Source organism: Pseudomonas sp. St290 (assembly GCF_018325805.1).
Classification (GTDB): Bacteria; Pseudomonadota; Gammaproteobacteria; order Pseudomonadales; family Pseudomonadaceae; genus Aquipseudomonas; species Aquipseudomonas bijieensis.
The window spans coordinates 4,810,278-4,830,509 of record NZ_AP014703.1 but is presented as its reverse complement, the minus strand read 5'-3'; the positions used below and the strand labels follow the sequence as shown (position 1 = coordinate 4,830,509).

Below are 20,232 nucleotides of genomic sequence, written 5' to 3'. Positions count from 1 at the left end.
CATGTGAAACGGATTTATATCCGACCCACCACTATCACGTCTCCGGGTTTTGTACCTAACTGTATCCAGATCAAGCCGCTTCGTTTTTCCGTGACTATGCTCAGGGGAGCGACCCCCCCTGCGTCGCAATGAAGCGGGGGCAGCGGGGTGGAGGGTATTTGCTGCACTACAAAAGTGCACAGCCTGTCAGTGGAGAATCCAACCCGTTGATTGTAAAGCGTTTATGCCGATGGCACGGGGCTTGCGAAGCCTTGCTGCCAGGGTGACAAGGAGTACGGCATGATCCGCAGTGGTTTTGATGAAATGTACGATGCTGACGGCCAGGTCCGCCCGCATTACCGGGCTTTTGCCCGCTGGCTGGCTGAAACGCCTGACGAGCTGCTGGCACAACGCAGACGTGAAGCCGACCTGCTGTTTCATCGTGCCGGCATTACTTTCACGCTCTATGGAGACGAGCAGGGAACTGAGCGCCTGATCCCTTTCGACACGATCCCGCGCAGCATCCCGGCCAGCGAATGGCGGGTGGTCGAACGTGGCTGTATCCAGCGGGTCAAGGCGCTGAACATGTTCCTTGCCGATCTCTACCACGAACAACGGATCATCCGGGCCGGGATCATTCCCGCCGAACAGGTACTGGCCAACGAGCAGTACCAACTGGCGATGCAAGGGCTTGATCTGCACCGTGACATCTATGCCCACATTTGTGGTGTCGATCTGGTGCGCGACGGTGACGGCACGTACTACGTACTCGAAGACAATCTTCGTACGCCCAGCGGCGTCAGCTACATGCTCGAAGACCGCAAGATGATGATGCGCCTGTTCCCCGAGCTGTTCGCCGCCCAGCGCATCGCCCCCATCGACCATTATCCGAACCTGCTGCTCGACACCCTGAAAAGCTCCAGCCCGCTGGATGATCCCAGCGTCGTGGTGCTCACCCCGGGACGTTTCAACAGTGCGTTCTTCGAGCACGCCTTCCTGGCCCGGGAGATGGGCGTGGAACTGGTAGAAGGCGCCGATCTGTTCGTACGGGACGACAAAGTGTTCATGCGCACCACCGACGGCCCGAAAGCGGTGGATGTGATCTACCGTCGCCTCGACGACGCCTTCCTTGATCCACTGGCCTTCAACCCGGATTCGATGCTCGGCGTACCGGGCCTGTTGTCCTCCTACCGTTCCGGCAACGTAGTGCTGGCCAATGCCATTGGCACGGGTGTGGCGGACGACAAGTCGGTGTACCCGTTCGTCACCGACATGATCCGCTTTTACCTGGACGAGGAGCCGATCCTGAAGAACGTTCCTACATGGCAATGTCGTAATCCTGCCGAGCTTTCCCACGTGCTGGCGAATCTTCCCGATCTGGTGGTCAAGGAAACCCAGGGCTCCGGCGGTTACGGAATGCTGGTGGGACCGGCCTCGACGGCGGCGCAAATCGAAGCCTTTGGCGAGCGAATCAAGGCCAAGCCGCACGCCTACATCGCCCAGCCGACGCTGTCGCTTTCGACGTGCCCGACCTTTGTCGAAAACGGCATCGCCCCGCGTCACATCGACTTGCGTCCGTTTGTGCTGGCCGGCCGCGAGACCCGCGTGGTCCCTGGCGGGCTGACACGAGTGGCGTTGCGCGAAGGCTCCCTGGTGGTGAACTCATCCCAGGGCGGGGGTACCAAGGACACCTGGGTGGTCGAGGATTGAGGAGCTGCCATGCTAAGTAGAACCGCCTCGGACCTGTACTGGATGTCGCGCTACCTGGAGCGTGCGGAAAACCTCGCGCGGATGCTCGATGTCAGCTATTCGTTGTCGCTGATGCCCCAGGACGGGCGTGGGGATGGCCTGCACGAGTTGGCCATGCCATTGCTGATCACCGGCACGCTGGATGACTACCGGGAGCGACACGGCGATCTGCACGCCGAGCGCCTGCTGCATTTCTTTGCCCTGGATGCGGCCAACCCGGCCAGCATCTACAGTTGCCTCGGCTCCGCGCGAGCCAGCGCCCATGCGGTACGTGGGCGAATTACCGCCGACATGTGGGAAAACATCAACGCCACCTGGCTGGAAATTCGTGGTATCGCCGAGCAAGGCTTGAATCGCTACGGCATGAGCCGTTTCTGCGAGTGGATCAAGGAGCGCTCCCACCTGTTTCGTGGCGCAACCTACGGCACCATCATGCGCAACGATGCATTCAGGTTCATTCGCCTGGGGACTTTCATCGAAAGGGCCGACAACACCTTGCGCTTGCTCGATGCCCGTTACGAAATGGCCGGTGACCAGGCCGACGCGGTCAGTGATGGCACGGCCCACGCGTATTACCAATGGAGCGCCTTGTTGCGGGCCTTGTCGTCCTTCGAGGCTTATACCGAGATCTACCGTGAGGCCCCGGGCGCTCGCCATGTGGCTGAGTTGCTGCTGTTGCGCGCCGACGTGCCGCGTTCGCTGCGCGCCTGTACCGAAGAAATCGACCAGATCCTCGCAAGCCTGCCGGGCACCAATGGCCGGCAGGCACAACGACTGGCGGCGGAAATGGACGCCCGCCTGCGCTACACCGGCATCAACGAAATCCTCGACGGGGGCCTGCATGCCTGGCTTACCGAATTCATCCCACTGGTCCGTGAACTGGGCAATGCCATCCACAGTTCCTACCTGGAGGTCATATGAGACTCTCGATCAGCCACGAAACGGCCTACCACTACGAAGATCAGGTTCGCGCCAGCATCCAGTACCTGCGCCTGACGCCCCACGACAGCGAACGCCAGCATGTGCTGAGCTGGCAACTGGATTTACCACGGCCGGTGCGGGCGCAGCTGGATCCGTTTGGCAACATCCTTCACGTACTGACCCTGGACGAGCCCCACGAAACAGTCATCATCGGTGCTCGCGGACAGGTGGATATCGACCCGTCTCGCGAAGCCGAGCACGAGAGCCAGTCAGCGCTGCCGTTCCTGCGCTTCACCCGGCTGACCGAAGCGGACGAGGCCCTTCGCGTCTTCGCCGCCCAGCTCTGCCAGCAGCGTCGCGATCGTACGGCGCTGATCGACCTGATGCACGGGCTGAACCAGCACATGATCTACACCCCGGGCACTACGGCGGTCGAAACCAGCGCGGCCCAGGCTTTTGCCGGGCGTAGCGGGGTATGCCAGGATCACACCCACGCATTCCTGGCCTGCGCTCGTAGCCTGGGAGTGCCGGCGCGGTATGTGTCGGGGTATCTGTTCAGCGAAGAGAGCGAGCACCTGGCAAGCCATGCCTGGGCAGAAGCCTGGCTTGACGACGCCTGGTACAGTTTCGACGTGACCAACCAACTGGCCCGTCCGGAGCGACACCTGAAGCTGGCCGTGGGCCTGGACTACCTGGACGCCTGCCCGGTGCGTGGCATGCGTCGCGGCGGCGGTTACGAGCAGATGCACGCCAAGCTGGTCGCGACTCCGGCACCAGTGATCACCGTGCAACAACAATAACTGCTTGGTGAGCGAGCTTTTGTGGCGAGGGGATTTATCCCCGCTGGGATGCGTAGCAGCCCTAAAGCAGTGAACTCAATCTTGCTGGCACACCGAGTTGCCTGGTTTGGGGGCCGCTTCGCAGCCCAACGGGGATAAATCCCCTCGCCACAAAAAAGCAATCTTACGGGGCTAATGGCTGCTTACGTCCCGCCATATGCTTCAAATAACCCACCAGCAAATCCAGCTCTGAATCCGGCAGCACCGCTGCCGAGAACCCGGGCATCTTGCCCTGGGGCCAGTGGCGCAGGCCTTGCGGGTCGCGAATGTAGCGCTTGAGGAAATCCCCGGAGAAGTATTCGGTTGGATTGAAGGGGATATTCAAGTCTGGACCGAACTGTGCGTCGCCCGCGCCGTTGAGTCGATGGCACGCCAGGCAGTTTTTCTGGAACAGCTCGAAACCTTTGTTGATCGGGTCGTCCTTGGCCAGGTTGGGCGCCGGCAGCAGGGCCGGAAAGCGGTCGGCCACGGCCGATAGGCGTTTGATGGTCGCCACTGCGTAGGGCCATTGTTCCGGGCTGATATGGCCAGCCTGCGGATCGGTCCAGACCAGGTAGAAAGGCCCGGCGCTGTGCTTGCCTTCCCCCAACGGTGGCCAGGGCTTGGCCGGGTCCTCGATCGCCAGCCAGGCCCGGGCCCCGCTCTTGTTGAGTAACGGTGCTGCGGGCATTTCGGCAGCGAAGCCATCCAGGGCAACGGCTTGCAGATGATCGTCCGCTTGAACGCCCGTCAATAACGTCGTCAGCGGCACGGCTCGATAACTCATGGGTTTCTTGTAGGAAACGTCATCCGTGATCTGGACCGTTTGAACGTCCGGGTGCTTGAGCAGTTCTTCGGTTTGCCAGGTGCGCGAGCTTGCGCCCAACTCCAGCACCAGTTGCGCGGCGTAAAGGGGCGTGCTGAGTAGCAACGCCCCGAACACAATGAGAGCTTTCAAGTCGATCGCCTTCCATGTCGAGGGGGTGCCGCAAAGGTTGGCACAGCCATCGCAGCTCGAACAGCGAACCCGTCACATTTTTTGGCGATACAGCCAGTGGAATAATGCAGATGCCTACGCTCAGGATTCAGCCAATCACCTTGGTGATATTCGGCAAAATCAACAGCAGCGTCGTGGCGAAGAGAATGAGTCCGGCTTGGCGAACTTTCGAATGTTTGAACATGGCTGACCCGCCTTTATTGTTATTTCCTAAAAGCCAGCCTGCATATCCGTGGCGACTGGCGTTGCACTTCCTGTCCGACAAGCGCCTCGGCAAAACCCGACGACTTTCTTGTACAAGGATTACATTAGGGGCCGCAGCGGCCTTGGCTTAGATCCAATTCGTATCAGCTTGGTGCGCATAGCTCTAAAAAAGCTATGAGGCCTATTGCCACCTTCCTGCCGGCCCTTTTGCTAGACAGCTTGCTTTCCTGAATCGGTTAACCCGATAGCTCGCTACCGTTCGTCTGAGCGTGGCCGTCAACGCCATTGAGCACTGTGGTCATTGAATCCGGCGCCGCTGGGCTTATGGTTGAGCTCATCGCATTACGCCCGTGGTTTTCGAGGATGTCATGACCCAAGCTTTGATTTTCGACGCATTACGCACGCCCCGTGGCAAGGGCAAGGCCGATGGCGCCTTGCACAGTGTCAAGCCGGTGAACCTGATGGGGGGCTTGCTCAGCGCCTTGCAGCAGCGCATGGATCTGGATACCAGCCAGGTCGATGACATCGTGCTCGGTTGCGTGACGCCAGTGGGCGAGCAGGGGGCTGATATCGCCAAGACCGCTGCATTGGTGGCCAATTGGGATGTCAGCGTGGCGGGGGTGCAACTCAATCGGTTTTGCGCCTCAGGCCTGGAGGCGGTGAACCTGGCGGCCATGAAGGTGCGTTCCGGGTTCGAAGACCTGGTGGTGGCGGGCGGTGTCGAATCCATGTCCCGGGTGCCCATGGGCAGCGATGGCGGCGCATGGGCGTTGGACCCGCAGTCCAACCTGCACGGTCACTTCATTCCCCAGGGCATCGGCGCCGACCTGATCGCCACCCTGGAAGGCTTCAGCCGCGAGGATGTCGACCGCTACGCGCTGCACTCCCAGCAAAAAGCGGCGCGCGCCCGGGCCGACGGCTCGTTCGCTAAATCCCTGGTCGCCGTACGGGACCAGAATGGCATCGTGCTGCTGGACCACGACGAATTCATCCGCGCCGACTCCACCCTCGAAGGTTTGGGCAAGCTCAAGCCGAGTTTCGAAGCCATGGGCCAGATGGGCTTCGATGGTACGGCGCTGCGCGTCTACAGCCATGTCGAACGGATCAATCATGTGCACACGCCAGGCAACAGTTCCGGCATCGTCGACGGTGCGGCGTTGATGCTGATCGGTTCCGAGGCCAAGGGGCGCGCCATGGGCCTGCAACCCCGGGCACGGATCGTCGCCACGGCCGTCACCAGCACCGACCCGACCATCATGCTCACCGGCCCGGCGCCGGCCACCCGCAAGGCTCTGGCCAAGGCCGGGCTGCGGGTCGAGGACATCGACCTGTTCGAAGTCAACGAAGCCTTCGCCTCGGTGGTACTCAAGTTCATCAAGGACATGGCCATCGACCCCGCCAAGGTCAACGTCAACGGTGGCTCCATCGCCCTGGGACATCCCTTGGGCGCCACGGGTTGCGCGATCCTCGGCACGTTGCTCGACGAGTTGGAGACGCGTCGCCTGCGCTATGGCCTGGCGACCCTCTGTGTCGGCGGCGGCATGGGCATCGCCACCGTCATCGAACGCCTCTGAGCCCCGACTTCAAGGAACACTTATTCATGACCGATGCCATCCGTTACGAAATCGGCCAGGACCGGATCGTCGTCCTGACCCTGGACATGCCGGGCCAGAGCGCCAACACCATGAACGCGGTGTACTGTGAGGCCATGGCCGCCTGCGTCGCCCGTTTGCAGGCAGAAAAGGACTCGATTGCCGGTGTGATCATCACCTCGGCCAAGCACACCTTCTTCGCGGGCGGTGACCTCAACGAACTGGTCAAGGTCGGCAAGTCCGAGGCCAAGGCTTTCTACGACAGGGTCCTGCTGCTCAAGGCGCAATTGCGTGCCTTGGAAACCTTGGGCAAGCCCGTAGTGGCGGCCATCAATGGCGCTGCCCTCGGCGGTGGTTGGGAAATCTGCCTGGCCTGCCATCATCGTGTGGCGTTGGACTTGCCATCGGTGCAGCTCGGTCTGCCGGAAGTCACTCTTGGCTTGTTGCCGGGCGGTGGCGGGGTGGTGCGGATGGTGCGCCTGCTCGGTTTGGAAAAGGCCTTGCCGTATCTGCTCGAGGGTAAGAAGATCAATGCGCAACAAGCGCTGCAGACCGGTTTGATCGATGAGCTGGCCCGGGATCGGGATGAACTGCTGGCCAAGTCCCGGGCCTGGATTCTTGCCAACCCCAGCGTCGTGCAACCCTGGGATGCAAAGGGCTATCGACTGCCGGGCGGCACGCCGTCCGACCCGAAAATCGGGCAAATGTTGGCGATCGCCCCCTCGATCCTGCGTAACAAGACCCAGGGCTGTTTGCCGGCTCCGGAGAAAATTCTCTGCGCAGCGGTGGAGGGCGCCCAGGTTGATTTCGACACCGCCCACCTGATCGAAACCCGCTACTTCACCGAACTGGCCACCGGCCAGGTGGCGAAGAACCTGATCGGTACCTTCTGGTTCCAGCTCAACGAGATTAAGGCCGGCGGCTCTCGCCCACAGGGTTTTGCGCCTTATCTGACGAAAAAAGTCGGCGTGCTCGGCGCGGGCATGATGGGGGCGGGTATTGCCTATGTCAGTGCTGTGGCCGGCGTTGCCGTGGTACTCAAGGATGTCGACCTGGCAGCCGCCGAGAAGGGCAAGGCCCGTTCGGCGGCGTTGCTGGATAAAAAAGTCGCCCGTGGCCAACTCACCGCCGAGCAGCGCGAAGCTACGTTGGCGCGGATTCGCACCACCGACAGCGACGCGGACCTGGCCGGTTGCGACCTGATCATTGAAGCGGTGTTTGAAGATCGCGCCCTGAAAGCCAGCGTGTCGGCCGCCGCCCAGGCAGTGGTGGGACATGATGCGGTGATCGCCTCCAACACCTCGACCTTGCCGATCACCGGCCTGGCCATGGCCGTGCCGGACCCGACGAAGTTCATTGGCCTGCACTTTTTCAGCCCGGTGGAAAAAATGCCCCTGGTGGAGATCATCAAGGGCGCACGTACCAGTGACGCGACCCTGGCCCGGGGTTTTGATTTTGTCCTGCAGATCAACAAGACGCCGATTGTGGTCAACGACAGTCGCGGCTTCTTTACGTCCCGGGTATTCGGCACCTTTACCAACGAGGGCATCGCCATGCTCGGCGAGGGCGTGAGTGCGCCGATGATCGAGACCGAAGCGCGCAAGGCCGGGATGCCAGTCGGGCCTCTGGCGATCTCTGACGAAGTTTCCCTCAGCCTGATGAGCCATATCCGCGCGCAAACCGCCAAGGACCTGCGTGCAGAAGGGAAAAGGCCGATGGAGCATCCGGCGTTCGCCGTAATTGACTTGCTGCTCAACGAATACAAACGCCCCGGCAAGGCCGCTGGCGCCGGTTTCTATGATTATCCGGCCAATGGGCAAAAGTACTTGTGGCCGCTGCTCAAGAGCCGCTTCGAGAAAGCCGGTGGGCAGATTTCCCCCCAGGATATCCGTGACCGTCTGCTGTTCATCCAGGCCCTGGAAACCGTGCGCTGCATGGAGGAGGGCGTACTGACGTCGACGGCCGATGCCAACGTCGGCTCGATCTTCGGCATCGGCTTCGCGGCCTGGACCGGCGGTGCGCTGCAATTCATCAATCAATACGGCTTGCAGGACTTTGTCGGCCGCGCCCAGTATCTGGCTGAGCAATACGGCGAGCGCTTCTCACCGCCGACCCTGTTGTTGGAGAAAGCCGCCAGGCATGAACTTTTCTGACAGACCCGGGGAGGGGCTTGCCTTGGAACCGTGTTTCAGGGCAGGCTCTGGGGTGTGCAATATTCCCATCATCGTGTCAGGTATTTTTTATGTCGCTACGCATCTGCATTCTGGAAACCGATATCCTGCGTCCGGAACTGGTCGACCAATATCAGGGTTACGGGCAGATGTTCCAGCGTCTGTTTTCACAGCAGCCCATTGCGGCCGAATTCGTCGTATACAACGTGATGGAGGGGCATTACCCCAGCGATGACGAGCAGTTCGACGCTTATCTGGTGACCGGCAGCAAGGCGGACTCCTTCGGCACCGACCCGTGGATTCAAACCCTCAAGACCTACTTGCTGGAGCGCTACCAGCGCGGCGATAAATTGCTGGGCGTGTGCTTTGGTCATCAATTGTTGGCGTTGTTGCTGGGCGGCAAGACTGAACGCGCCACCCAAGGCTGGGGTGTCGGCACCCATCGCTACAAACTCGCCGCCAAGGCGCCTTGGATGAGCCCGGTGATGGAAGAACTGACCTTGCTGATCAGCCATCAGGACCAGGTCACCGAACTGCCCGAAAGCGCGACCGTCATCGCCTCCAGCGATTTCTGCCCGTTCGCCGCCTACCACATCAACGACCAGGTGCTGTGCTTCCAGGGCCATCCGGAATTCATCCACGATTACTCCCGGGCTTTGCTGGAGATTCGCCAGCAACACCTCGGCGAGCAGATCTACAGCCAGGGCGTGGCGAGCCTCGCCCATGAGCACCATGGCACCACGGTGGCGGAGTGGATGATGCGTTTCGTTGCTCACAAGCCACAGGCCGAGACCAGCCAAGGCTAATTCGCTGAAGTCTAAATGTGGGAGCGAGCCTGCTCGCGATAGCGGTGGATCAGTTGGCGTTGATGTTGGATGGGCCGCCGTCATCGCGAGCAGGCTCGCTCCCACAGTTGTTTCGGATTGGGAGTTACCTTTTGTGGGAGCGAGCCTGCTCGCGATGAATCCCACACAAATCCCATTGTTTGCCTACAACCACCCCGATCGCTTGAAGCTCCACCACAACGAGGAGCATCCCACCGCAATGACCCCCAGCACGGCAAAATAGCCGTATTGCCAACTCAACTCCGGCATGTCCTGGAAGTTCATCCCATAGATCCCGGCCACGGCCGTGGGAAACGCCAGGATCGCCGCCCAAGCCGCGAACTTGCGCTGCACTACGCTCTGGCGCGACGCTTCGAGCAGCACGCCGACTTCGATGGTCTGGCTGGCGATGTCGGCCAGGGTCGCCAGGTCTTCCATTTGCCGCGTGACATGAATCTGCACATCGCGGAAATACGGGCTCATGTTCTTGTCGATGAAGGGGAAGTCCAACCTCTGCAACTCTTCACTGATCTCCACCATCGGCGCCGCGTAGCGACGCAGGCGCAACACGTCGCGGCGCAAGCTGTGCAGGTTCTGGATATCCCGCTCGTTCAGGGAGCTGCACATGACGTTGCGCTCCAGCTCATCGATCTCGGCGTGAATGGCTTCTCCCATGGGCTGGTAGTTTTCAATCACGAAATCGAGGATGGCGTAGAGGACGAAATCTTCCCCGTGTTTCAGCAAGAGAGGACGTGCCTCACAGCGTTGCCGGACGTGGGCGTAGGACGCTGAGTGCCCGTTGCGAGCCGTGATGATGTAACCCTTGCCAGCAAAGATATGGGTTTCGATGAACTGCAGCTTGCCGTCCTTGCGTATCGGCGAATACGTGACAATAAACAGCGCATCGCCAAAGGTCTCCAGCTTGGGCCGGCTGTGTTTTTCCATGGCGTCTTCGATCGCCAATTCATGCAGGTTGAATTGACGCTGCAGGTTGGTCAGCTCCAGGGCGCTGGGTTCTTCGAGACCGATCCACACAAAATGACCAGGTTTGGCAGCCCAGGCACTGCCTTCGTCGAGGGTGATATTGGTGACTTTCTTTCCGGCGCTGTAGACCGCAGCAGCAACGACTCTACCCATAATGGTGGTTCACTTCTTATTGGAAAATGGCAGTGACAGGGAGCGTCCAGCTTAACGCGCCCTGTAGTTTGAGAGTCAGCAAAATCCGCGGAGTTCGGCGGTAAAAGAAAACCCGCCGAGAGGCGGGTTTTCCATTCAGGCGGCTTGCAACTGCCGGTCCATTGTCGCGATGCACTCGCGCATCTGCTCACGGCATTGGGCGATGAGCCGGGGCATGTCATCCATGCTCAACCCGGCTGTAGGAATTGCCGGCAATGAGCGTATGAGGATGTCACCGCTGCGCCAGCGATTGAGGCGCATATGCTTGATGTAGCTGCTGACGCACACCGGAATAATCGGCACCCCGGCGGCTATTGCCATCTGGAATGCGCCTTTCTTGAACGGCAGCAGGTCCTCGCCCAGATTGCGCGTGCCTTCCGGGAAAACCCAGATCGAGGTGTCCTCATGCTGCAAGGTATGGGTGGTGGTCAGCATCGACTTTCGCGCCTTGATCGCGTTGCCGCGGTCGATCAAGACGTTGCCCGCCAGCCAGAACAATTGCCCGAACAGTGGCACCCATTTCAGGCTCTTCTTGCCGATGCACACGGTCCGGCGCGGCACCACGTTGCCGAACATGAACAGGTCATAGTTGGATTGGTGGTTGGCGATGATGACGCAGCCGTTGGGCTTGTCCACCAGCGTGTCGACCTGCGCCCGGACCCGCAAACGCAAAATGCACATCGCCGGCAATGCGTACAACCTTGCGCATAAACGGCTGTTGTCCGGATTGAACGGCCGGCACAGGCCCAGAATCACCCCGAGCACGCCAGCCAGGACAAAATGCAGGCCCATCAACGACATACGCAGTACAAACAGCATCTACAGGCCCCATCGGGACAAAAGGTGGCGCAGTGTACGGATGTGCACTGTTTTCGGCAATTGCCCCTATAGAGGTAGGGAATGGACGATGTTTAAGCGCATGTTTCCACATGGCGCGACAGAAGCGGCCTAGAGCGGTTGCGGACTTCTAAACGGGGCGTGTAGGAAAAATGCCCAGTGCTGAGGGTTTAAGGAAGGTCACTACCCCGTGGCGAGGGAGCTTGCTCCCGCTGGGCTGCGCAGCAGCCCCAAAACCACACGCCGCAGTGCATCATGAAAAAGCGGCATGCAGTTTTTTACGACTACGGCGCAGCCGAGCGGGAGCAAGCTCCCTCGCCACGGTGATCCGTGTAAGCCTTGAGTGACCAGGGAGCGTCAGCCCATATGCTCCTGATCCAGCAAAATCGCACTGTCCAGCGTTTCCAGCAGGGCCTTGCGAACCTTCAGCTTGGTGTTCTTGTGGGCGGTCATGTTGATTTTCTTCAACTGACGCGCCGCTTCCAGGGCTGCGCCCTGCAGTTCTTCGGCCGACACCACTTTGTCGAGGAAACCGGCATCCACCGCGCTCTGCGGGTTGAACATCTCGGCATTGATCACCGAGCGATGAAACGCCGACTTGCGCAGGCGATCACGGGCCAGCTCGATACCGGCGTGGTGCATGGTCATGCCGATCTGCACTTCGTTCAGGCCGATGCTGAACGGTCCTTCCACACCGATGCGGTAGTCCGCCGACAGCAGCAGGAACGCACCCTTGGCCACCGCATGCCCGGGGCACGCGACAACGACAGGGAAGGGGTGCGACAACAGGCGACGGGCCAGCGTCGAGCCAGCGGTGACCAGGCTCACCGCTTCCTTGGGACCGGCGGTCATCACCTTCAGATCGTAACCACCGGACAAAATCCCCGGCTGCCCGGTAATGATCACCACCGCCCGATCCGCCGTCGCCTGGTCCAGCGCAGCGTTGAACGCGGCAATCACATCCGGCGAGATGGCGTTGACCTTGCCGTTGTTCAAGGTCAGGGTCGCGATACCGTCTTCGAGATGGTAGGCAATCAAGTCGCTCATGACGCTATTCCTTGTAAGAGAAGTGACGCCGACGTTACCCACCGCCGCAGGCCAGGTAAAGCACCGTGACTGACTCACCGGTCAGCCCCAGGCCCCGCAAACAACCTGGCCTGCCCAACCGGCCATGCCTTCGTCTATAGAGCCGCGCAGACACAAACCCGGAGATTGGCCGATTTGCCATGCTCCGAAGCGTTTGAAATGCCTGACTACCTTAACCGCATGAAAATTCTGAAAAAAACCTTTGCCATCGGAAAAGCTTTCGACTACATTAGCGCGCCTCGACAGACTGAACAGTTTGCCGAGATACGGTGAAGTGTCCGAGTGGCTTAAGGAGCACGCCTGGAAAGTGTGTATACAGGAAACTGTATCGAGAGTTCGAATCTCTCCTTCACCGCCAAATTCGACGTACTAAAAACCCCTGAAGCGTAAGTTTCAGGGGTTTTTTGTTGCTTGTGCATTTTGTCTCGGCCTTGGCGTCCCGGACCGCTACGTCAGGTTCGTCAACCACGCGCCTTCAGATGAAGCATAGGGTAGTGCTCATAATGCCCTACACCATGCTTCACAATAGGATCCTGCGACGTGATCGCCTCGATATCCCGATCGTCGGCAATTTCATACAACGAGACACCGTAACCACCGGAATCATCCATGACGGGACCATGAGCCACGACCAATCCCTGTTCAAGGAGATCATTCAGGTAGGTGCCGTGCTGCATCATCCATTCACGCTCATCGGCGGTCATGGTAGCCAGGAAGTCCGCACGTGGCGGGATGTACTTGCACAGATAGTATTTCATTGTCGGCTCCTATAATCGCCATGCTGTTATTTGGCAGAGGTCACGCTCTTCAATATTGAACCCTCGAATATCTTCGGCGCGTAGGTTTGAAGAAATACAATCATCCGGCTCATCTTTCCTACCGGATTACTGAACTGCGGTGCCTTAGCCCGGATAAGTTTAGTGATGGCATGGACCACTGCATCTGGTGCTTCTGCCTCGTCCAAGCCTTTTTGCGTGGCGGCATTCACTTTTTTTCGGTACGCATCGTAGGCTGTAATGTTGCCTTCAGTCGATACGAAAGCGTTGTGGCCCAGATTGGTTTTAAACCAGACCGGCTCGATCATGCTGACCTTGATGTTGAACTGATCAAGCTCAAAACGCAGGGATTTAAAATACCCTTCGACGGCGTGTTTTGAGGCTGAGTAATAAGAAAGGTTAGGTGGCCCGATCAAGCCCACGATTGAGCTGACCGTGATGATTTGACCACTTCTTTGCTTACGGAAATAGGGGAGCAAGGTGTTCGTTATCTTGACGGTACCCCAGAAATTCGTCTCGAACTGCTGCCTGCCAGCCGCGATGGGTGTTTCCTCGGCGATCCCTGTGACCATGTAGCCGGCATTGTTCACTAACACGTCGAGGTGCTGGGTGTGTTTGAACAGTTCATCAGGGAACGTCTGGATGGAATTGTCATCGGCGATGTCGAGACGCAACAATTTGAATGGAACGTGACTCGCATATTTTTCCGGGTTGCGACTGGTACCGATGACAGAGAAGCCTTGTTGATGAAGGGTTTTCGCAAGCATCAAGCCAAACCCGGAGGATGCACCCGTGATCAAAATTGTCTTTTTCATGTTGTGGCCTAATGAGTTGAATCAGGCCATAGATTGCTTGCTCTCTTGATGATTGGCACTCGCCTAACGCGCCAACCTGACTGCGAATGACGCCAAGGTTATTTGGCGCCATCCGCCGTTGTGATGGCTTGATTGGCGACCTAGACTGAGCCCTTGCAGTTTGAACTCAACGTTGGGCGTGGGAAGTGGAACTCCAATGAATGGCAAGCGCAGCTCACCTTTGGATTACTCGGTTTGGCCAGGGTGGCGGTTATTAATGCAGGATGCTGGGTTGGCGACCGCTCCTGTCCTGCGACGTGCACAACTGCCAGGCGACTTGTTTACGCGGCAAAACGTGCGCTTGGATTCGAAGAACTTCTTCAATCTATGGCGAGCGATAGAAGAGGAGGCGCAAACTGTCAATGCGGACTTGCCAGCGCCGTTGCAAATTGCCCATGTCATGTCTTCCGACTGGTTCGATCCAGAGCTTTTCGCTGCACTGTGTAGCACCAATATGGCCGGTGCTCTGGATCGCATCGCCAAGTACGTAAGGTTGATTGCGCCCATGGCTATCCGGGTCGTGCGGACCAGCGCGCACACGACAGTGACGATGGAGTTTCTGGATTCCACGGAGCCGGCGCCGAGCGTGTTTTTGGCGTTCAAACTGGTTTTCTTTGTCCAACTGGCAAGGTTGGCAACGCGCAGTCCTGTACAACCATTGCAAGTGAGTTGGCCATCGCCGCCAACCCCTGAATTGAAGTCCCACGCGTATCACGCCTACTTCGGCGTGCCGGTGATGAACACACCGTTGGCCACCGTAGTATTCGCTACCACAGACGTCGAGCGGCCTTTCCTGACGGAAAACCACAAGATGTGGTTGTTTTTCGAGCCCAGTCTACGGCAACGGTTGTCCGACTTGGATAGGACTTCTGGCATGGTCGATCGGGTGCGCAGCACGTTGCTTGAAACGTTACCTGCGGGCGAAGTCTCGATGCAGGCCGTCAGCCGAAAACTCGGGGTCAGTACCCGCACTCTCCAGCGCAGGTTGCAGGAGGAGGGAACGACATTTCAGCAGACACTGGATGCACTGCGTGATTCTTTGGCACATCACTATCTGCGTACCACGGCGATGTCGAGCGCGGAGATCTCCTTCCTCTTGGGTTTTGAAGACTCCAATTCTTTTGCCAGGGCCTTTCAATCGTGGACTGGAAAAACACCACGAATGGCGAGATCCGATATGACTGACCATTTGCGCTGAATTGGCTGGAGCACCGCCAAACAGTATCAGGCAACCCCGCAGCAGTATTGAGCACGGACTTCTGGGCGCAAGCCGTTAAGGTTCTTTTGAAGAGATTCCTATCAACGGGCGTGAGAGAAGATCATGACTATATGGATGAGTTCGGCGATGCGTCTTCAGGCTGCCGCACTGTGTTTGTTACTTTCGATCAACACAGTTAACGCGTCGGAAACAATGACACAAGACGCCAATGCACATCAGGTGCGCCAAGCCTTCACGAACTGGCAACAAGGCAAAAGCACTGTGTTCGATCTGCTGGCGCCTGACGCTGTATGGACTGTTGCCGGATCAAGCCCGGTGTCTGCTGTATATAACAGCAAGACCGATTTAATGGAGCGGGCCGTTAAGCCGATCAGCGCTCGGCTGGCCAGCCCTATCTCTCCCACCGTCCAAAGCATCATTGCCGAGGACGATGTCGTGGTCGTTCTATGGAACGGTAAGGCCACGGCCCTTGATCAAAAGCCCTACAACAACACTTACCTCTGGCACATGACTTTCAAGGATGGCCGGGTCACTGAAGTAACAGCCTTTCTGGATACCTACGTACTGGACGATCTTTTGCGTCGTGTAAAACCTGTTCGGCAATAAATAACGCTATGTTCCCGACATTCCAGGCACATCCATGTTTATCTTGCGCCAGGCCGCTTCGGAAAAGCTGTAGACCGAAAACGCGATCAGCCCCAACGCCATGACCATTAAAACCACGCCACCGGCCGGCAGGTTTTGCAGTGCATCGAGGGCGTCTTTCATGCCGGGTGGGTCCATGGCTTTATAAGTCGAGCCGCTGATGATCAGCAGCAGGGCGATTTCAATGAAGACGACCCCGCGGGCGATCAGCCCGAAGCGCGACACCGGGCGTACATAGCGCATGACGTCCTCGTCAGCTTCGAAGTACTTCTCGAACGACGCCTTCCAACCCTTGATGATGTGAGCAATGCCGACGCCAAGCGGTATCAGTGCAATGAGGTAAATCAGCACATTCGAGTGATCCCAGGACAACAGGCGCGCCAGTAGGTCCTGGGTTTGATCGCCGCCTGAGCCGCCTGAGCTTTTGAGGCCGCTGATCAGCAAACCCAACGCAAAAAATGCCAATGCGCCGTTGATCAAACCTCCCGCCAACAAGCCTGCCCGAATCACCAAGCCTTTGGGTTCTTTACCGTGATGATCGACATCACGGGTTGCCTGCAACACCCGCCATCCGGCGAAGGCAAGTAGACCCATCACCACCAGGCCGACTAAAGCGTGGCCGAATGGCTGGCTTAACAATACTTCCAGGCTGCGGTGGCTGTCCTTCGATTTGCTCGAGTCTTGCGCCGCCAGCAAGGCGAAGATGCCGATGATCAGGTAAATAACGCCTCGAGCGGCATAACCGCCGCGCGCAAGTAAAACCAGGCTTTGGTGGGGGGACATAGGCTTGAATTCCGGATAGGTCATACAGGAGCAGACCTATGGCGTTGTGCGGGGTTCTATTGGCATTTCCATGGAGCCGTTCGCTTTTCCACACAGCGCAACCCAAAAGCGACGCTTGATCCAGGAATAAAAACCGGAAATGGCTAGTCTTTTCTGAACTCAAACGCCACTCACCCAGAGGTTTCACTAACGCTCTGCCGAACATAATAATTGTCGAACTCACTGCTTTCGACGAATTGGAAACCGTGGCGGATATAAAAGCGATTCGAAGCGCTTTCTTTAAGGGCGCCAACCCTTATCGGGAGCGCGGCCGCATCCGCTTCCTTGAAAATATGGTCGAGGACAGCAGAGCCTGTTCCTGACCCTTGCGAATCTGGTTTCACATACAAGTGGTCAAGCAAAAGCTCATTGTTGTGATGCTTGACCACAACGAATCCAACCCTCTCTCCCGACACCTCTATGTGGCGCGTGTTGCGAGGTTCGAAACCACTAAGGAACCGCTCGCGTGCGCGTATTGGATCAAATCGCCCCACACGCTCCAGACTTTCGCGCATGGCCTCGATTCGAACACTCACCAGAGCGTCCGCGTCGCTTTGTTGAGCAGGGACCAAAATGACGGGAGCGTTTTGATTGGGTTTGTGGGGCATTATTCACGCTCTGTTTTTCGTCCGGGAAGCCAGTATAGATAACCTGACGATGCCGGTTCATGGCGTGGAATGCAGCTAGCCATTGTTCAACGGCAACTGCGGACTGTCCGGATTCAGTTGCTGGCGCCTGAACTGCCCCGGCGGCTGGCCATGTATCTGGCGAAAGCGCCGGGAGAAGTAAGCTTCGTCGGCAAACCCGCACAACCTCGCCACTTCACCCACCGGGCGCGTGCCGTTGAGCAGGTAATTGCGCGCCGCGTGCATTCGACGTTCAAGTACCAGCTCGGTGAAGGTCTTGCCGATTTCCTTGCGCAGCCAGTGAGTCAGGTATGTGGGGGACAAGTACGTCGCCGCTGCCACCTTGATCAGGTTGAGGTCGGGGTCGGCGATGTTCTTGCGCAGGTATTCGGACATCCGGCCCAGGGCATCGCGCCGGCTGACTTCGGCGGCGTTCTCTTCGGCCAGGCGCTTGAGCGGCTCGGCGTACAAGGCGCAGACGCTGCCGATCAATTGCAGCAACAAGCCCTTGAGCATCTCGCGGGTGCCGAACTGGCGGTTCTCGTCCAGTACTCGCATCTGTTCGATCAGGGCGCAGACTTTGGCGAAGTCCTCATCGCTCAGAATGAAGTCCAGGTGTTCCTGGAAGCGGAACGGCGAAAGTTCGGGCGCCAGCAGAATCGAGACTTCTTCCAGGTCCATTGGGTCGCACTGCAAATGCGGCAGAAGAAAGGTCTGGGAAAAATTGATCACCATGAAATTGCTCTCGGCCGGGTGCGGGATCACATGCACGCGGTGGGGCAGGATGAAGGCCAGGGTGTTGCGTGGAAACGGGCGCTCGACGTTACCAATGTGCTGCACGGTGTCGCCGCCGAGGTTGATCTGGATCTGGAAGTACTCGTGGCGATGGGGGCTGGTTTCGGCGCGCCGGCCCTTTTTGTCGCGGATGTAGAAGTCCGTCAATTCGCTGCGTTGCTGCATGACGTAGGTAGGGACTCGGCTCGGTGTTGACATCTCCTGGGAATCCTCTACAGGTGCATGGCGACGACTATGAAGCGGATTGTGACGGTGCATCTGGCCGACTTTCAAGAACTTATACGATGATGAGGCGCTGTGAGTGAATTTTCGCAGTCCTGAGGGAGAAGGGCGGCTGTCCAAAAACGATAAGCCACTGGATCTATAGTTTTTTCTTTAAAAACATATGGTTAGATTTAATTTAAAAAGAGGATGAAAAAAACAGCAGATTTGATTTTTTTGGACAGGTTCCTCCGACGCTGTTTTTACGGGGAAAAATGATCTAACGCCTTGGTTGATTTTGGATGGTTGTACGACCACTGTTGAGGCCACGCAACCCGACCTTATCCAAAAACAAATCCAAAGGTGCGCACATCATGAAGCTATTTCGATTCCTCGCTGATCCTCCCGGCACCTCCCTCGACAGATCCTGTTGCAGAGCGTTTTCGAACATCTGACATCGGCTGTCCACGCCTCTCATTCCAGTAGCGATTGTTTTGCCCCGGCATCGAGGGCAATGGCTTCGGCTGCTCGTAGACATTTCGACTCTTCTAACAATAACGAGGTTTTTCATGTCGAATTCCCACACCTCCCAGGCCACCGCCGCGCCGGTGATTGCCGGCGCCCGGGACGCCATAGTGCCGCAGCGGCTGCCATCGCGTCGGCGTTGGTTCATGCTGTCGTTGCTGCTGATCGCAACGATCATCAACTACATCGACCGGGTAAACATCTCGATTGCCGCACCATTCCTCGCCAAGGACCTGGGCCTGGACAAGATCGAAATGGGCCTGATTTTTTCTGCATTTGCCTGGACCTACGCCATTGCGCTGGTGCCCGCCGGGTTCATCGCCGATCGCTTTGGTTCTCGCTTCACCTACGGGGTATCGCTGATCAGTTGGTCCACCGTTACCGTGTGCCAAGGCTTGGCCACGGGGTTCGCTTCGCTGTTCGGCCTGCGCCTGGCGGTCGGCGCGATGGAAGCGCCGGCGTTCCCGGCCAACAGCCGTGCGGTCACGGTGTGGTTCCCGGCGCGTGAGCGGGGCCTGGCCAGCAGCATTTACGTCTGCGGCCAGTACCTGGGCACGGCGCTGTTTACCGGCGCGCTGCTTTGGTTGGCGACCACCTACGACTGGCGCCATGTGTTCTACAGCACCGGCGCACTCGGCATCGTTTTCGGTGTGGCCTGGCTGTTCCTGTATCGCGACCCGTTGAACTGCAAGAAAGTCAGCAAGGAAGAACTCAAGTACATCGAAGCCGGGGGCGGGCTGGTCAAGAGCAGTCAAGAGCGCACGCGGTTCAACTGGCGGCAGATCGCCGAGCTGTTCAGCTATCGGCAGGTCTGGGCGATTTGCATCGGTAAGTTCGCCAGCACGTCGGCGCTGTACTTCTTTCTCACCTGGTTCCCCACGTACCTGATCGAAGAGCGTCAACTGACCATGATCAAGGCCGGGATCTTCGCCGTGCTGCCGTTCGTGGGCGCGACGGTGGGCATCCTGCTCGCCGGGATCGTCTCCGACCTGCTGATCCGTCGCGGCTATTCGCTGTCTTTTGCCCGCAAGTTGCCGCTGGTGGTCGGCTCGATGCTGGGTATGTCCATCGTGCTGGTGAATTTCACCGATTCCAACGTGATCTGCATCGCCGTGCTGACAATTGCCTTCTTTGCCCAGGGCATCGCTTCGTCCTCGTGGGCGGCGGTGTCGGAAGTGGCGCCCAAGGAACTGATCGGACTGACCGGCGGGATCACCAGCCTGGCGGCCAACATCGGCGGCATCGTCACCCCCATCGTGATTGGCGCAATCGTCCACAAGACCGGTTCATTTGCCTTGGCCTTCTGGTTCATCGGCGGTGTGGCGCTGGTCGGCACCTTGTCCTATTCGTTGCTGCTCGGCCGCTTGTATCGCATTGAGCTCAAGGCGCGCTGAACCCGGAAAAAACCGTTTTTC

The 20,232-nt window shown here is 58.4% G+C and carries 18 protein-coding genes and 1 tRNA gene; 10 read left to right on the top strand and 9 right to left on the bottom strand.

Annotation, left to right across the window (positions count from 1 at the left end):
• Window positions 1–279 precede the first annotated feature (279 nt).
• Genes PBDP_RS20890 through PBDP_RS20880 form a run of 3 tightly spaced genes read left to right on the top strand, consistent with a single transcriptional unit; the run spans window position 280 to window position 3,449 of the window.
• Entirely contained in the window at window positions 280–1,689 is a 1,410-nt protein-coding gene (locus PBDP_RS20890; protein WP_109754353.1) for a circularly permuted type 2 ATP-grasp protein, read from the top strand.
• 9 nt (window positions 1,690–1,698) lie between these two features.
• Window positions 1,699–2,649: an alpha-E domain-containing protein gene (locus PBDP_RS20885; RefSeq protein WP_109754352.1), complete on the top strand. Its 951-nt coding sequence runs from the start codon at window positions 1,699–1,701 to the stop codon at window positions 2,647–2,649.
• Window positions 2,646–3,449 carry a transglutaminase family protein gene (locus PBDP_RS20880; RefSeq protein ID WP_109754351.1) on the top strand — a complete coding sequence of 268 codons (804 nt, stop codon included), beginning with the start codon at window positions 2,646–2,648 and terminating at the stop codon, window positions 3,447–3,449. The genes PBDP_RS20885 and PBDP_RS20880 overlap by 4 nt, the downstream gene beginning before the upstream one ends.
• 163 nt (window positions 3,450–3,612) lie before the next feature.
• Here the strand turns inward: PBDP_RS20880 and PBDP_RS20875 are convergent, their stop codons facing one another.
• A complete protein-coding gene (locus PBDP_RS20875; RefSeq protein WP_109754350.1) occupies window positions 3,613–4,425 on the bottom strand; it encodes a c-type cytochrome in 813 nt (270 codons plus the stop codon).
• A gap of 611 nt (window positions 4,426–5,036) precedes the next feature.
• Between PBDP_RS20875 and PBDP_RS20870 the strand changes: the two genes are divergently transcribed.
• The 3 genes from PBDP_RS20870 to PBDP_RS20860 all read left to right on the top strand — a co-directional run bounded on the left by PBDP_RS20870 (window position 5,037) and on the right by PBDP_RS20860 (window position 9,237).
• Window positions 5,037–6,242 carry an acetyl-CoA C-acetyltransferase gene (locus PBDP_RS20870; RefSeq protein WP_109754349.1) on the top strand — a complete coding sequence of 402 codons (1,206 nt, stop codon included), beginning with the start codon at window positions 5,037–5,039 and terminating at the stop codon, window positions 6,240–6,242.
• Window positions 6,243–6,268: 26 nt separating this feature from the next.
• Window positions 6,269–8,413: a 3-hydroxyacyl-CoA dehydrogenase NAD-binding domain-containing protein gene (locus PBDP_RS20865; RefSeq protein ID WP_212801264.1), complete on the top strand. Its 2,145-nt coding sequence runs from the start codon at window positions 6,269–6,271 to the stop codon at window positions 8,411–8,413.
• A gap of 89 nt (window positions 8,414–8,502) precedes the next feature.
• Complete coding sequence (locus PBDP_RS20860) at window positions 8,503–9,237, top strand: amidotransferase (RefSeq protein ID WP_116833131.1); 735 nt, start codon at window positions 8,503–8,505, stop codon at window positions 9,235–9,237.
• Between the two features lie 183 nt (window positions 9,238–9,420).
• On the opposite strand, the gene PBDP_RS20855 is transcribed toward PBDP_RS20860, so the two are convergent.
• From PBDP_RS20855 to PBDP_RS20845, 3 genes are all read right to left on the bottom strand, one after another.
• Entirely contained in the window at window positions 9,421–10,392 is a 972-nt protein-coding gene (locus PBDP_RS20855; protein WP_092204682.1) for a magnesium and cobalt transport protein CorA, read from the bottom strand.
• 135 nt (window positions 10,393–10,527) lie between these two features.
• The gene (locus PBDP_RS20850) at window positions 10,528–11,250 is read right to left on the bottom strand and encodes a 1-acylglycerol-3-phosphate O-acyltransferase (protein ID WP_109754347.1); all 723 of its coding nucleotides are present in this window, start codon (window positions 11,248–11,250) and stop codon (window positions 10,528–10,530) included.
• A 375-nt stretch (window positions 11,251–11,625) separates the two neighbouring features.
• The gene (locus PBDP_RS20845; RefSeq protein WP_109754346.1) at window positions 11,626–12,315 is read right to left on the bottom strand and encodes a crotonase/enoyl-CoA hydratase family protein; all 690 of its coding nucleotides are present in this window, start codon (window positions 12,313–12,315) and stop codon (window positions 11,626–11,628) included.
• A gap of 307 nt (window positions 12,316–12,622) precedes the next feature.
• On the opposite strand from PBDP_RS20845, the gene PBDP_RS20840 reads away from it, so the two are divergent.
• Window positions 12,623–12,712: transfer RNA gene (locus PBDP_RS20840), tRNA-Ser, on the top strand.
• A 103-nt stretch (window positions 12,713–12,815) separates the two neighbouring features.
• On the opposite strand, the gene PBDP_RS20835 is transcribed toward PBDP_RS20840, so the two are convergent.
• A complete protein-coding gene (locus tag PBDP_RS20835) occupies window positions 12,816–13,112 on the bottom strand; it encodes a YciI family protein (RefSeq protein ID WP_116833130.1) in 297 nt (98 codons plus the stop codon).
• A gap of 26 nt (window positions 13,113–13,138) precedes the next feature.
• The gene (locus tag PBDP_RS20830) at window positions 13,139–13,945 is read right to left on the bottom strand and encodes an SDR family NAD(P)-dependent oxidoreductase (protein ID WP_109754304.1); all 807 of its coding nucleotides are present in this window, start codon (window positions 13,943–13,945) and stop codon (window positions 13,139–13,141) included.
• Between the two features lie 256 nt (window positions 13,946–14,201).
• Here PBDP_RS20830 and PBDP_RS20825 point away from each other — a divergent pair, with 256 nt between their 5' ends.
• Together PBDP_RS20825 and PBDP_RS20820 are read left to right on the top strand one after the other, a co-directional pair.
• Window positions 14,202–15,182, top strand: a complete 981-nt coding sequence (locus tag PBDP_RS20825) for a helix-turn-helix domain-containing protein (protein ID WP_212802529.1) — start codon at window positions 14,202–14,204, stop codon at window positions 15,180–15,182.
• A 147-nt stretch (window positions 15,183–15,329) separates the two neighbouring features.
• The gene (locus PBDP_RS20820; RefSeq protein WP_249411815.1) at window positions 15,330–15,809 is read left to right on the top strand and encodes a nuclear transport factor 2 family protein; all 480 of its coding nucleotides are present in this window, start codon (window positions 15,330–15,332) and stop codon (window positions 15,807–15,809) included.
• Between the two features lie 6 nt (window positions 15,810–15,815).
• On the opposite strand, the gene PBDP_RS20815 is transcribed toward PBDP_RS20820, so the two are convergent.
• From PBDP_RS20815 to PBDP_RS20805, 3 genes are all read right to left on the bottom strand, one after another.
• Window positions 15,816–16,631: a DUF1206 domain-containing protein gene (locus PBDP_RS20815; RefSeq protein ID WP_212802528.1), complete on the bottom strand. Its 816-nt coding sequence runs from the start codon at window positions 16,629–16,631 to the stop codon at window positions 15,816–15,818.
• A 170-nt stretch (window positions 16,632–16,801) separates the two neighbouring features.
• Window positions 16,802–17,278 (bottom strand): GNAT family N-acetyltransferase, encoded by a 477-nt coding sequence (locus PBDP_RS20810; RefSeq protein ID WP_212801262.1) that lies wholly within the window; start codon window positions 17,276–17,278, stop codon window positions 16,802–16,804.
• Between the two features lie 75 nt (window positions 17,279–17,353).
• Window positions 17,354–18,289 carry a helix-turn-helix transcriptional regulator gene (locus tag PBDP_RS20805; protein ID WP_109754299.1) on the bottom strand — a complete coding sequence of 312 codons (936 nt, stop codon included), beginning with the start codon at window positions 18,287–18,289 and terminating at the stop codon, window positions 17,354–17,356.
• A gap of 572 nt (window positions 18,290–18,861) precedes the next feature.
• On the opposite strand from PBDP_RS20805, the gene PBDP_RS20800 reads away from it, so the two are divergent.
• On the top strand, window positions 18,862–20,211 hold the full coding sequence (locus PBDP_RS20800; RefSeq protein WP_109754298.1) for an MFS transporter: 1,350 nt from the start codon (window positions 18,862–18,864) through the stop codon (window positions 20,209–20,211).
• Window positions 20,212–20,232 lie beyond the last annotated feature (21 nt).